The 13,985-nt window shown below is 43.4% G+C and carries 10 protein-coding genes; 3 read left to right on the forward strand and 7 right to left on the reverse strand.

What is annotated here, in order from left to right; genetic code table 11:
• Positions 1-80 precede the first annotated feature (80 nt).
• Both MHI32_RS20230 and MHI32_RS20235 read left to right on the forward strand, forming a co-directional pair.
• Positions 81-1,118, forward strand: coding sequence for a glycosyltransferase (locus tag MHI32_RS20230; protein WP_340010673.1), 1,038 nt, complete (start codon positions 81-83; stop codon positions 1,116-1,118).
• A 13-nt stretch (positions 1,119-1,131) separates the two neighbouring features.
• Positions 1,132-2,199, forward strand: a complete 1,068-nt coding sequence (locus tag MHI32_RS20235) for a glycoside hydrolase family 99-like domain-containing protein (protein WP_076130767.1) — start codon at positions 1,132-1,134, stop codon at positions 2,197-2,199.
• A 33-nt stretch (positions 2,200-2,232) separates the two neighbouring features.
• On the opposite strand, the gene MHI32_RS20240 is transcribed toward MHI32_RS20235, so the two are convergent.
• Positions 2,233-3,693 carry an MFS transporter gene (locus MHI32_RS20240; RefSeq protein WP_076278765.1) on the reverse strand — a complete coding sequence of 487 codons (1,461 nt, stop codon included), beginning with the start codon at positions 3,691-3,693 and terminating at the stop codon, positions 2,233-2,235.
• 164 nt (positions 3,694-3,857) lie between these two features.
• On the opposite strand from MHI32_RS20240, the gene MHI32_RS20245 reads away from it, so the two are divergent.
• The gene (locus MHI32_RS20245) at positions 3,858-4,277 is read left to right on the forward strand and encodes a MarR family winged helix-turn-helix transcriptional regulator (protein ID WP_076309285.1); all 420 of its coding nucleotides are present in this window, start codon (positions 3,858-3,860) and stop codon (positions 4,275-4,277) included.
• Positions 4,278-4,330: 53 nt separating this feature from the next.
• Here the strand turns inward: MHI32_RS20245 and MHI32_RS20250 are convergent, their stop codons facing one another.
• The 6 genes from MHI32_RS20250 to MHI32_RS20275 form a co-directional block, all read right to left on the reverse strand.
• A complete protein-coding gene (locus MHI32_RS20250) occupies positions 4,331-5,998 on the reverse strand; it encodes an extracellular solute-binding protein (protein WP_340010676.1) in 1,668 nt (555 codons plus the stop codon).
• Positions 5,995-7,401, reverse strand: coding sequence for a response regulator (locus MHI32_RS20255; RefSeq protein ID WP_339187779.1), 1,407 nt, complete (start codon positions 7,399-7,401; stop codon positions 5,995-5,997). The genes MHI32_RS20250 and MHI32_RS20255 overlap by 4 nt, the downstream gene beginning before the upstream one ends.
• A complete protein-coding gene (locus MHI32_RS20260; protein WP_076130772.1) occupies positions 7,394-9,139 on the reverse strand; it encodes a sensor histidine kinase in 1,746 nt (581 codons plus the stop codon). The genes MHI32_RS20255 and MHI32_RS20260 overlap by 8 nt, the downstream gene beginning before the upstream one ends.
• Before the next feature lie 134 nt (positions 9,140-9,273).
• Positions 9,274-11,109: an ABC transporter substrate-binding protein gene (locus tag MHI32_RS20265; RefSeq protein WP_076301774.1), complete on the reverse strand. Its 1,836-nt coding sequence runs from the start codon at positions 11,107-11,109 to the stop codon at positions 9,274-9,276.
• Positions 11,110-11,200: 91 nt separating this feature from the next.
• Positions 11,201-12,097: a carbohydrate ABC transporter permease gene (locus tag MHI32_RS20270; protein WP_036685756.1), complete on the reverse strand. Its 897-nt coding sequence runs from the start codon at positions 12,095-12,097 to the stop codon at positions 11,201-11,203.
• A 17-nt stretch (positions 12,098-12,114) separates the two neighbouring features.
• Positions 12,115-13,074: an ABC transporter permease subunit gene (locus MHI32_RS20275; protein WP_340010680.1), complete on the reverse strand. Its 960-nt coding sequence runs from the start codon at positions 13,072-13,074 to the stop codon at positions 12,115-12,117.
• Between the last annotated feature and the right edge of the window lie 911 nt (positions 13,075-13,985).

Raw genomic sequence — 13,985 nt, forward strand, 5'->3', positions numbered from 1 at the left:
AATAACCCCCTACACATATAATGATTAGCAAGACTCGGTGCTAGAGCGGACGACTGGCTCCACAGAACACAGGAGGAATTATGAAGAAGACAGCTAATAGGCTCACTCCTGAAAGGCCTTCAAGTCACGAAGTCACCATCAGCCAAGTTAATCCATCGCAACACCATAACCTCATCCTAGAGATGAACTCTTATAGAGCAGAGCCTTTGCAACGGGAACTCAAACAATTAAGAATATTGCTGCTGGTTCCTACAGAGGCAAGCGGTAAAATGCCTAATGTACGACTTTTTAAAGATCAACTAAGGCATCTGGTCAAAGAAGTACTTGCTATTAAATTCCAGCATAATCTGGAGGAATATTTAGCCCATTTTCAACCTGATCTAATATTAGCTCTAGGATCGGAGACCGTATTTCCGGAGGAGAACCTCCCTGCTCTGAAAGCTTCCAATGTTCCCAAAGCGGTATGGATGGCAGATGCCGCTTGTCTTACTCCAACAGAACGTAATCTGGCATTGTTATTCGATTATATTTTCACACAGAACATAGCTAATCTGATCTATTACCAGGGTTTATGGGGCAAACACTCCAGCTATCTCCCATATGCTGCGGATACGGATCTCTATTATCCAAGACGTGTGGAGGACTGTTATCAGAGTGATGTACTCATTCTGGGCGATTTTCAAATCGATAGTGTGCTTTACACGTTGGCGTATTCAGACCTACTTCAAGGCCTTAAGGTAAGGATTGACGGGCGTGGTTGGGAACCCCCCAGAAATTTCATTGATATCACCCATAGTAAAGATATGTCCAGCTATTATAATGGAGCAAAAATCGTCATCAATTGCACTGGTTCTGTGCAGCAGATTATGGAGGTCACCGCTTGCGGTGTATTTCAGTTAGTGGAGGATCATCCCCATCTTCATAATTACCGAATTGCAGAAGAAGATCTCATTCGTTTCCAGAACTTCAAAGAGCTCTCCGATAGCTTTAAGCACTATTTTTCACATAGTGAAGAAAGAAGAATTTCTGCCTCTCGTGCCCTAAAGGAACTTAAATATAACCATTCTTATATCCAGCAAGGAAAGTTACTGCTGAGAAAAATATTCAAGGAACCATAGGGGGTGACCTGACTTGAAATGCATTGCTTTTGTATTGCCTCAGTTTCATCAGATCTCAGAGAACGATTCCTGGTGGGGTGAGGGTTTTACAGAATGGACGAATGTCAGGAAGGCTGCAGCCCTTTATCCTGAACATGATCAGCCCAAGAAGCCATTAAATAATAACTACTATGATTTAACGGATCCTAAAGTGAAACAATGGCAGGCAGAGACCGCAAAGGCTCATGGCATTTACGGTTTTTGTTATTATCACTATTGGTTTAATGGCAGGCGACTGCTGGAACAACCGGTTCAGCAGATTCTTGCGAGCAAAGAGCCTGACTTCCCCTTTTGCCTTTCTTGGGCTAACGAACCCTGGACACGTAGCTGGGATGGCACCGAAGAGGATGTCCTGATGCCACAGGAATACGGAGAAGAACGGGATTGGCGAATGCACTTTTATGCTTTACTGGAAGCCTTCAAAGATGATCGTTATATCCGGGTGGAGGATAAGCCTGTCTTTATCATTTATCGGTCTGCTAGTATCCCGCACTGTGAAGAAATGCTTCAATATTGGCGCGAATTGGCTCTGCAGAACGGACTTAAAGGACTTCATCTGGTCCGGACACTGGGCGGTTTCCCCCTAAAGAAAGAGCAAGGATTCGATGCCAGTCTGGAATTTGAGCCGCATTACACATTCGCACATGGCGGGGTTAAGCATTTATGGAGCTCAAAGCAGGTGGAGGATCAGAGGCATATCGTAATTGATTATGATGAGTTATGGGAATCTATGTTGGAGCGGACACCCCATAGAGACGGAGAAATCATATATCCGGGAGCCTTTGTCAACTGGGATAACACACCACGTAAAGGCCCTGCCGGACAAAGCACCTTAGGCGCTAATCCTCAAAAATTCGGCCAATACCTTTCACGACAAATTGAGCGCGCCAAAAAAATGTTCAAAAGTGAATATATTTATATCAACGCCTGGAATGAATGGGCTGAAGGGGCCTACCTAGAACCGGATGTACGTTATCAATATCAATACTTGCAAGCCGTTAAGGAAGCCTTACAGTTTCATCACAAAGAAGATCCTTCTTAGCCGTAGCGCCAGAAGGATCTTTTTCATGGTATGTTATCTTTCCGATGACTGCACTCTGGCGCTTCTTGCACTCACCAATCTCCAGCCAGTTAATAAAGCAGCCACTAGACATATCGATGCCGAGGTTACAAACACTACATGCATGCCCTCGATAAATAACTCTGGCCGACCAGGAACTAGCCCTGTCACCCTATAGCCGGCTTTACTGCTCATCACTTGAAAAAGAATTGTAGTAGCAATTGTTATGCCGACAACCATACCCACATTACGAACTAACGAATTGACACTACCCGCAGAACCAAGCTGTGTTCTTGGTACCTTAGACATGACAAGCGAATTGTTCGGCGATTGAAATAGACCACTTCCTATCCCCAGCATAGCGATCCACACACCTACCAGCACAACAGAGCTTCCTACATGAAGCTGTGCTAATCCGAACTGCGCAATAACCATGACCACCAGCCCTGCAAAAGTCAAAAATTCCGAGCCTATTTTATCCGATAGCGCTCCACTCATTGGAGCCACGACTACCATACATATCGGCAACAGCATTAACAAAAAGCCTGCATAGAATGGCGATAAATTAAGCATGTTCTGTGCATAAAACGGCGCGATAATATTGAAGCAGAAATTCGCTGTAAATACGAGAAAACCACATAAGATACTTAAAGAAAACAACGGATTCTTAAATAATGACAGCTGCAACAGCGGTTCTTTTCTGCGAAGCTCCATCCATATGAAAGCAACGAAGCTGACTACAGCAACAATTATTGATGTAACAATTAAGCTGTTACCATATCCAAGCTGTTGACCTAGTAATAATCCTGCGAACAAAGTAATGATAAAGACAGCGAACAGTAAACTGCCCGGCACATCAATCGAAGATTTCACTCTCGTTAAATCCTTAGGCAATACCTTCCATCCAAAAAATATAGCGATCAGGCCAATAGGGACGTTTACCCAAAAGATATACTCCCAGCCTAAGGTGGAAACCATAATCCCGCCTAGACTTGGACCGGCTATACTTCCCAGAGACACGAATGTACCAATGAAACCAAGGGCTTTACCACGCTCCGTGGCAGGAAAGATATCCGTAACAATTCCCTGACTGTTCGCCATGGTCATCGAAGCACCTAAGGCTTGAATTACGCGCGAAGCAATTAAGGCTGGTAAGCTTACACTAAGCCCACACAGCATAGATCCAATAACAAATACAATCGTGCCAATCTTAAAAATTCGAATCTTTCCTACGATATCTCCAAGCTTGCCGAAGAAAAGGATCGCCGCACAGATCGCCATTAAATATCCTGTTGTTACCCATTCGATTTGCGCCATGGGCAGCTTCAGTTGTTTGGATAGCTCAGGCAGAGCAATATTGACAATACTACCATCAAGGGTGGACATAAACGTAAAAATATTCAGAACAATTAAGATCATCCAGCGCTTCTTCTGAATTTCTTTATCCTCCTGATAGGTTGCACTTACAGAACTCATAACTAACACCTCATTAAATATTAATAATCACTGTTTAGTTGCGCACGCAACCAAACTCGCCATACCCAGTGTACAACAATTTAGTTGCGTGCGCAACGACTTTATTGTACACTTTATTTCAAAGCAACAAATGAGCGAACATATAACCCAAAGAGGTGTCTATATTGGCAAGAGAGCCTATCGGGAAGCTAATTTCCCATCTTCACCGTCAAAATCAAAAGAAACTGGTTAAGCAATTTGTCCCCTATGGAATCGGTAGTGGTGGACAGCATAGCTTTCTTAAATTGATTCTTTCTCGACCAGGCATTACTCAGGATCAGTTAACTGCCGAATTGAAGTTCGATAAAGCAACTACAGCACGTTCTGTGAAGCAATTAGAGAATTCGGGATATATCGAGCGCAAAGACGATCCTAATGATCGACGCTCTCACCTTCTATATCCTACCCCAAAAGCCATCAATTTCTTCCCAGTTTTACAGTCCATCTTAGATGAATTTAATAAAAGCCTTGTGGGCCATTTAACCGATGAAGAAGTAGAGCAACTACATTTCCTGCTGCAAAAAATCAGCAAAAACGAAGAATAGAACACAAGAAAAAGGATGTCCCACAGCCATTAGGCTGTTGAGGCATCCCACGTTTACTTTTGCTTTACAAGCTCAGTAACTTCTTCCGTAATCTCTTCTCCGCCCATACTCTTCCATTTAGCTACAAACGCATCAAAATCACTAAGCGGTGAATCACCCACAATGATATTTAAGAACGTCTCATTCTCCAGATTCTGCAGTTCCGGCCATTTAGTCTTCATAAGTCGGGTGTTCCCATAAAAGACCCCACGCACTCCCTCTATAGCAGTTGAGGTTAACACAGCTACTCCATATTTATACGCATTCGCTGCTTTCCAGCCTTCTAGATCTTTTTTGGGCTGCTCTGTTTCCGCTACCCATTGATCATAAATGAGCCGGGTATCAGAATTTAATGTATCCGGGTCTATCTTTCCGTGCAAAGCCTGCTGGATATCAGCATAATGTTTCTCAATCGCATCCCTATAATCTATCAGAAGATCGAACGGATAATAAGCACGCAGCTGAATGCCTGTCTGCGCAGAGAAATCACCCAGCTTTTTTACCTCCTCTTGATTAGGATCCTGTCTTCTTTCGAGTCTTGTAAACACGTTTAATTGCTTGATTACAGCCTCAGGATGTTCAAACCCTTTACGCACAACAAGATATCGATCTGTTACCGGCGCTAAATGAGCGACAAACTTACCGGAATCGTCAACTGGAGCTGCATATGCTCTCCATTCTGCCTTCGTATCCAAAGCCACTGCCTCTGATAAAGGATAATAAGGCATCCACCAAGGACCAAAAAACATCCCGGATTTACCTGTAATAATAGGCTCCTGAGTTTCCTTATATAGTGCAAAGTCCGGATCCAGCAACCCGCGTTTATACCAATCAGCAAGTTTAGCAAGCGCTTGTTTGGTCTCTGGTGTAATGGAGCCATACACGATATTGCCGTTGTTATCCTTAATCCAATTCGTGGGGAAAGCGTGAAATGCACTAAACACAGCATCCAGACCATTAACTAATGGTTTAGTTCCATATACGATATTTTTGTAGCCGCTTAGACCGACGGTATCTCTTTTTCCATTTCCATCAGGGTCTTTTTCAATAAAAGCTTTGGCAATTTTCTCGATGTCTTCAAAAGTTTGAGGAGGCCGCAGCTCCAGCTTCTCCAGCCAATCCTGACGTACCCAGAGCAGCACGGGAGAGTCAGCATCAATAGCTACATTCGGTAATCCATATAGTTTACCATCGCGGGAAGCGTCCTCTAATGCCTCACCCTTTGTAGAATTGTACATATCCTTGATAAGTTCAGATCCATATATTTTATAAGTCTCTGTCAAATCTTCAATCATATCATTATCAATTAATTTCTTCAGTTGATCACGATCCACAACCATGGCATCAGGCAAATCGTTGCTATCAATGGCAAGCTGTACCTTTTGCGTAAAAGCATCCTCACCCTTCGCTTCCCAGGAGTGAACCACTTTTATATTCGTAATGCTCTCTAAATAACGGGTGATTGGATTGTTATCGTTGCTGTCACCTGTATTAAGTCGCGAGTCGGGAACCTTAAACCCTACTCGGATCACAATCGGATCCTCATATTTGCTATAAGCAATAGAAGTATCTTCATCCCCTGCCTGAGGGCTTGCAACCGAATCTACAGTACCGATATTGTCACGACATGATGTCATTCCAATAACCATAAACACTAGGAGGATAGATTTCCAAAATTTCATATTTGGTTTTTCCCCTCCGCACGGAATTCACTTGGTAATTTACCAATACGTTCTCTGAATAATCTGCTGAAATAACGATCATCCTCAAAACCGGACCGCGAAGCAATCTCACAGACGGGAAGAGTAGTCTCCAGCAGCAGTGATTTGGCAAGCTCCAGCCGCATTCCCCGTAAACATTCACCAAATGTCTCTCCGGCAAAACGAGCGAAACATTGGCTGAAATAACCACGGCTCATATTAATGACGGCTGCTACGTCGCTCTGATTGATTTTGTCACCTGCATGGCTCTGCATATAACGAACTGCGCGAATAAGACAAGACATAACCTCTTTAGTTAATCCAAGCTCCAGCATTCTTCGTCCCACATGATCAGAAAATCGCCGCAGCCAGTTCTTCCAATAGCACCAGTTCAGATTATGGGAGATGTCCCTTTCCAGTTGAGCAGCATCTTCAGGCTTTAATAGTAAAGAGCTCCAGCTTTGTATTAGAGAGTGTGCAAACGCCAGAAACTGATCAGAACGGGGTTTCTGCTGAAGTATGTTTGCTACAAATTTCTCCCACTCATTTCCATCAATTGTCCACTTTAGATTCTGTGCTTGCTCCAGCAGATTATCCGCCTCTTGTTTTGAATAGGGAGCCGCTGGTTCCTTCTTTATGTCTTCATATTTCAATGAGGTCAAATCCTCAGGTTCAGGATGATAAAATAGAATACGGCGTAATTTCGCAGTGAGCTGTTCCTCCAGTTCCTGCAAGGGTTGATCTCTCAATCCACTGATCAGCGCGGTCTGCCATCGTCCGGATAGCTGGATCTTAAGCTCACGTTTGCTCTCATCTATTGAGAAACGATGTAATAAGGGCGACATCCACATCTCATGAAAAGTAATGAGCGGATTATTTTTCACGCTGGACAGCTGAAATAATTCTTCTTCATTGCATTGATGATTTAGGGGCAAATACAGCAGAGCCTTATCAGCAGCCATACGTTTACTTTCCCCACGAACCAGAGCATCCCGTGTATTGTCCTCCCATTTAATACGATCGACAAGACGTCTGATGGTTTCATCCGCATTTTCCATCTCAAGCAGTGTTTTTACAATATAGTCAACGGCTCCTAAACGCATAGCCTCCTGAACATAGTCAAATTCATGATGACAAGTAAGGACAACACAGCGAATGCCTGCGAACCGTTGTCTAACCATTTTAATAAGCTCGAAGCCTGAAATGCCTGGCATGGTCAAATCCACAAATAATAAATCTACTTCCTGCTGTTGAAGCAGCTCCAAAGCAGATTTACCATCACCTGCCTCCCCAACTATAACAATCCCTAAGGATGACCAGTCGATCAGGGAAATGAAGCCTTTTCGTACGAGTCTCTCGTCATCGACAACTACAGCCTTAATCATCGAAGTCCTCCTTACCTTTCCTCGGAATCACAATGGATACAACCGTACCTTCTCCTGGCTTACTGAACATCTCTAGCTTCATTTGTTCTCCATAATAGGTTCTAAGCATCCGGTTCACATATGAAAAACCAATTCCAAGTCCCCGTTTTTTCGCTCCATCATCAGACAACAGCTGATCTAATGTATCTGCATCCATCCCAGCGCCATTGTCTCTCACACATAGCTGAACCTCTCCTTCACCATGTTTCGTTATCTCAACATCTACCTTGCCATTATCGCTTAATCCATGATAAATCGAGTTCTCCACCAGAGGCTGAAGCAGAAATCTCGGGACTGCCACAGACAATACATCCTCATCAGCTTCAACGTTAAATTCAAATTCATAATCATAACGAATACGCTGCAGCTCCATATAATTTCGAATCGCTTCAATTTCCTCGCCAATGGTAACAATGATGCTTTGCTTTCCCAGATTATAATGCAGCACCTTTACAAGAAGAGTGACCAGCTTGTCGATCTCCTTCTGGCCGTTTAGCCGGGCCATCCACTGTACCGTATTTAAGGTATTATGCAAAAAATGAGGATTGATCTGGCTGAGCAACTTCTCAATCTCAAATTGGCTTTTCTGTTTCTCATTATGGGCAACCGCAACAATCAGCTCATTCACCTGTTTTTTCATCTGCTGAAAGTTGGTAAGCACGAAATCAAATTCTTCCACATTCGTATAAGCTACCGGAGCGGTGACATTTTCCGCCATTCGGTTGATTTCAAGGTTGACCTTACGCAACGGACCATAAATTTTCCTCCAGATGATCCAAGCCAGAAATCCGGCAAAAAGAAGGGTAGAGAAGGCAAGTAAGATCATTTTATAAAACCAAGAATAAATTTCACTGTTGAATTCTGATTTTTTCACAACGGCAATAAGCTTCCAGCCCTGAGGACTCGCGTAACGAAAAAGATGATATCCGCTTAGCGTTTCATGGGTGAGATTGGAGTTGCTTCCCGCAGCTTTAATAATACTTAGCGGAAGTTTGCCATCGATCACTTTCGTACTATTACCTTGCTGATTGACCAGCAGATGATTTACTTTCATCCCGTAGGACTCCTGATTGAAGATTTTGCGAAACAAACTATAATTCGTCTCCAAATAAATATAAAGCTTATGCTGGCCCGGCACACGGACAATCCGCTGCTCCGAGAATACGAGATTATCACCAACAGCGTACATAGTGGGATGTGGTCCATAATAGTCAGCCCCGTTATATCGCATAAAAGACGGCAATGTACTGATATCAAAATTTCTGCGTGCGCTCATGTTGGTGAACAGAACGGGATCATCGCTGTCCGGCATAATGTAGGCTGTAAGTCCAATATAAGGGTTCGTAAAATTGACTAGATTGATCTTCTGGTTGATGGAATTCATCATTTGCGATTTGCGAAAAATTTGTTTTTCCTGAATAAATGAGGACATCTCCTGCACAATCTGACCGTCCAGAGCAAACTGTTTGGAGGCAAAATCCATATTGTCGATGGCATTCTCCAGGCTTGAGGCTTCCTGTCTCAGACTAGCGCTGATCCCGTTGCCAATTTTACCTGAAAGGATGGAGTAAATAGAGGTGTAGGTTACGAATCCTACTAAGAGAAGCGGAAGTAGTGTTCCGATTACTAGATAGATAAATAAGGTATTGCGTAAGGATTTGACAGCTGGAGTATGACTCCGCAGGGGTACTCTTACCATCTGGATTATCCTCTTCTTTCTATCTGAAAGCGTTTTATATTAATGTGAGAATACCACATTTATCCTTAATTGAATAGAATAAGGCAGAACAGCCTCCACGCCGCCCCGCCTTATTTTATAGTTACTAGCCGTGTTTATTTAACGCTTTTACGGGCCTCGAACAATTCCTCAGCCTTTTTAATCGAGAAATCCATAACTTCAGAATACCCAAGACCATTTACCTTATCATGCATTTCTTTATTCAATTTATCGTATTCCGCTTGATCTTTAGCAAAGACCATTTTCCAGGAAATCTGTTGAATAACCGTACCGATTTGTTTATTCTTTTGTTCCACTGTTTTATCCATGGTTAATGGCTCTTTGCCAGTGAAGCCTTGTGGTGCTACAGCCAATAGATTGTTTTTCTCAAAATACTCCTTAGGAGTCAGAACACCCATTTTCGCTCTCCAGTCACTATCAAGCTTGGAAGGGTTACGCTCTAGGGTTGTTGTCCACAGATTATGATCGAATGGCTCACTATTCTCTGGATTCACCATCGCCGGAACTACAAACGAGAAGTTCATTTGATTGGAGCCATAGTAGTAGTCACCCCCGCCGTATTCAGCAGGAACTTGAGTATTCTGTTGATCAGTATAAGCTTTCCAACCAAAATCAGTCACTGCAGGTTTGCCGTTTGCATCAATATCCCAAGTCAGACCTTGAGGTCCGTTAGGTACTGCTGTACCACTTCCTGCAGAGATCATTGCACCTTCCGGTGTGTACATCCAGTTAATGAATTCCATAATTCTAGCAGGTTCCTTAGCTTTTGCGCCGATTGCAATAATACCGTTACCACCGTAAACATTGAACCCTGTGGAATACATCAATTCATCTTTGAACGGAACCAGCGCAAAACCTTTACCTTCGGCTGTTCTTTCTGGTGTATTGTAGTTAGCAGCTCCAAGCCAAGGGAACCAAGAGAACAATAGACGACCATCTTTGTATTTCGCAACAACATCGTCAAATTTTTGCGTCATAGAGTCCGGATCAACCAGCCCCATCTGGTTAGCTTCAAAATACAGTTTGAGCGATTTCATGTACCAGCTATCTTCGGATAAGAAGTCATAATACTTTTCTTCATCTGCCTTAACATACACAGCAGTATCAGGAATTTCGTCATAGCCCATCATGTTTGCGAACTGTTTAGCCAATGTCATTTTATAGTTGCCATCCCAATCAGACCACATCGAGAAAGCATAGGTTTTTTTGCCTTGTTCATTCTTAGGCTCGAGCTCTTGCATTTTTTTCAGCACAGGCAGATAATCTTCAATCTTTGTAATTTCTGGCGCTCCAATTTGTTGGTAAAGATCAAAGCGCAGGTCTGGACCCCAAGTCATATCTTTTCCTTCAGAGGGTCCGGATGGATTAGAAGCTACGCTGTTCCCCATACCAAAGACTGATGATCCACCGCCAAAAGCTACCTTTGCTTTCTCAATAGCTTTTGGAAAAGTGCTAGAAATGTCTTTTCCGTATTTGTCCAAAAGACCGTCCTGTGTCCAGTCCAAGAGCAGCTTTCCTTTGATGGCGTTTGGATAGTGGTTCTTGTCGTCACCGAAAATGATGATATCTCCAAGATCTCCGGAAGCCATCATTGCAGAGATTTTGGTATCTCCACCAGTCAGGTTTGAAGCCACAATGTCCATTTCGATGTTGAACTTATCCTTGATAATTTTTGCAAACCATCCGGTCTGTGGACCGGCATAGTTAGCTGTTGTTGAGAATACAGTCAGCTTCAGCGGCTTGGAATGATCAAGCGCTCCGTCATCCGGTGCTGCTGTCTCTTCCGCCGGGGCATTCGTGGCAGCCGACGTAGGTTTCTCTGTGCTCGTGTTTTTGCCCGAGTTAGCCGTATTATTCCCCCCGCCACATGCTGCAAGAACGAAGACCAGGATTACGGATAGCATGACAAGCGATGCTCTTCTTATTCTCATTGCTTTATACCCTCCCTTTCATCTCTTCACTTATAGTTCAACTCTGCTTATAGCAGAGGAAAACCCAGTTCTAGTCCAGAGCGGCTACCCATCAGCCTTTAACCGCACCGATCATAATTCCTTTGACGAAAAAGCGTTGGAAGAACGGATACACGATCAAAATCGGCAATACGACGATCATCGTTACAGTCATCCGCACAGAGGTTGGAGTCTGCATATTCGCTGCACTAGCGGCCATATCTGGCGAATTACGAATTAAGGCTGCGAGCGAGCTGGATTCGTTCAAATAACGCCATAATAAGAACTGGAGCGTAAAGTATTTCGTATCTGTCATCAGAAACGCCGTATCAATAAAGGCATTCCACTGATTCACCGCTGAGAAAATCGTAATCGTAGCCAAGATAGGTGTCGTAAGAGGAACAATGATACTCCAGAACACCCGGAAGTAACCTGCTCCATCCATTGACGCCGACTCCTCAAGTGAGGGCGGAATTGCCTCGACGAAGGTTTTGACCAAAATGATATTAAAAGGAGTAATAATGGTTGGCAAAATATAAGCCAGATAATTATTAGTCAGATGCAAGTTATGCATGGTGATATACCATGGGATCAGCCCTGCGCTGAAATACATCGTAACTACAACACTGCGGTACCAAATACTCCGGCCCCACATTTCCTTTTTGGTGAACAAGTACCCAAGAAATGCCGAAGATCCAACGGTGAGCAAAGTACCAACAACTGTTCTATAAATAGAGACTGTCGCCGCATGGCCTAAACCACTGATTCTTAGAACCTTACTATAGTTATCAAAATGGATCTGCCTTGGATAAAATTTGATATACCCTGCTGCGCTAAGATCATTCGAACTGATCGTATTAATGAACAAATAGTAGAATGGATAAATGCATGACAGGGTGAACAATCCAAAGAGTGTGTAGATAATAATTTGAAAGATTAATTCTCCAGAAGTTAGTTTTTTCTTTCTCAAATGGGATCACCCCTGCCTTAAATGATAGATTCGTCACGCACCATCTTGGATAATGTGTTTGCCGAGAACAGTAGAATTACACTAACAACCGACTTCAGCATACTGACAGCTGTGGCAAACGGAAAGTTGTTAGCGAACGCAATATTGTATACATAAAGATCCAGCACTTCTATGGAATCTTTATTCATCGCATTTTGAAAGGCAAAGTACTGCTCCATCCCGTTATTGACCAGGTTACCTATGGAGAGCAGCAGTAGGACAAAGAAGGTTGGGATAAGACCCGGAATGGTAATATGCCAGATTTTACGGAACCGGCTTGCGCCATCCACCTCTACGGCTTCATACAACTCCTGATCAATGCCTGCGATTGCAGCAAGATAGAGAATGGCACCCCAGCCTAACGATTTCCACCAATACCAAATGATCATCGTGACCCAAATATTCGAGCTGGAGGCTAAAAAGTTATAACCCTCATCAACGATTCCAAGCTGCACTAAAATGTGTGTGATGACCCCGTTATCAACGGAAAACAACGAGAAGGCCAATGCATATACCAGAATCCAGCTGATAAAGTTCGGAATCGTGGTTAGCGTCTGCACCATCTTGCGATACCAGCCTGACTTAATCTCGGTCAGAAAAATCGCAAAGATCACTGGAAATATTGAGGTAATTAGTCCAAGTGAACTCATGGCAAGAGTGTTCTTCAGCACGCGCACAACCTCTGCGGTCTGTGTTGGATTGGATACAATCGTCTTGAACCATTTCAACCCGACATATGGCGTGTCAGACAACGGTATTCCGGGAATGAAATCATAAAATGCATAAATCCATCCGCTGATCGGCAGATAATAGAAAATAAAGGTGACAACAAGAAACGGAAAAGCCATGAAGAACAACTTATGTTTGTTCTTCATCTTCCAGCGGGATCGATGAACCGGATCGACGCTGGGAAGTAATTCACCAGAAGGTACCCCCATGTCGGAATCTCCTATACCCAGATTTTGATTACGTTTTCATAGTATCAGAACCTTTACGTATGACGAGATAGATCACAGAACGGCCTCACTGGAGAACCGTCTGATGCTTGTGAACCAAATTCGCATCTATTTCGACCATTTTCTACCTAATCGCTGTAGGTCTAGTGATGGAGAGCCTACATGCCTTTTGGCTTATAAAAAGCGGCAGGATGACGGAAATTCCCGTCATCCTGCCGCTGAAAGAGATGGTTTACTAAGGAGCGCTTGGGAGCTATGGGCAACTAGACTCTCCTCGTTCACTACATCAACTATGGTGCGCTTTGTCCTCTTCGTCCGTTATATCAACTATGGTGTTTGTCCTCTTCGTCTGCTACATCAACTATGGTGCGTTTTGTCCTCTTCATTTGTTATGGTTTTTCACACTTCATAGTTTTGGCATCGGACCCAGATGCACTTATTTCCGGAATTCAACGCTTTTCCTCGTGCTATCGGACTCAGGTGCAGCTATTCACACAAATATAGTCCAAATATGAGCAAATTCATGCCGATAAGAGCTATACAGTCCGAAACTACGGCAAAGTAGCTCAAAAATCAGCAATAGCGACTATACGGTCCGCAACACACTTCATGCAGCTAAATCAGGCACTCTTCTCTCGAGAATTCATCGCATTTGCTAATACTGTCTGACTCATTCTTGGATTCATCGCATTTGCTCATGCTATCGGACTCATTCTTGGGTTCATCGCATTTGCTCATGATAGAGGACTCAGTTGCACTTATTTCCGGATTCATCGCATTTACTCAACCTTCGAACTCAGCTCCTTAACTTCGAGGGTTCATGCTCATTTGTACTCCCAACCACACATAAAAAGCAGCCTCTCAAATGAGAAGCTGCTCCATCACTTTACAAC

Origin of the sequence: Paenibacillus sp. FSL H7-0690 (assembly GCF_037980415.1) — a bacterium.
GTDB classification, from domain to species: domain Bacteria; phylum Bacillota; class Bacilli; order Paenibacillales; family Paenibacillaceae; genus Paenibacillus_AQ; species Paenibacillus_AQ odorifer.

Bases quoted from the DNA above. Each gene is read 5' to 3' on its own strand.
- MHI32_RS20240 (WP_076278765.1), bottom strand. From the start codon at position 3,693: ATGAGTTCTGTAAGTGCAACCTATCAGGAGGATAAAGAAATTCAGAAG.
- MHI32_RS20250 (WP_340010676.1), bottom strand. From the start codon at position 5,998: ATGAAATTTTGGAAATCTATCCTCCTAGTGTTTATGGTTATTGGAATG.
- MHI32_RS20275 (WP_340010680.1), bottom strand. From the start codon at position 13,074: ATGGGGGTACCTTCTGGTGAATTACTTCCCAGCGTCGATCCGGTTCAT.
- MHI32_RS20260 (WP_076130772.1), bottom strand. From the start codon at position 9,139: ATGGTAAGAGTACCCCTGCGGAGTCATACTCCAGCTGTCAAATCCTTA.
- MHI32_RS20265 (WP_076301774.1), bottom strand. From the start codon at position 11,109: ATGAGAATAAGAAGAGCATCGCTTGTCATGCTATCCGTAATCCTGGTC.
- MHI32_RS20255 (WP_339187779.1), bottom strand. From the start codon at position 7,401: ATGATTAAGGCTGTAGTTGTCGATGACGAGAGACTCGTACGAAAAGGC.
- MHI32_RS20230 (WP_340010673.1), top strand. From the start codon at position 81: ATGAAGAAGACAGCTAATAGGCTCACTCCTGAAAGGCCTTCAAGTCAC.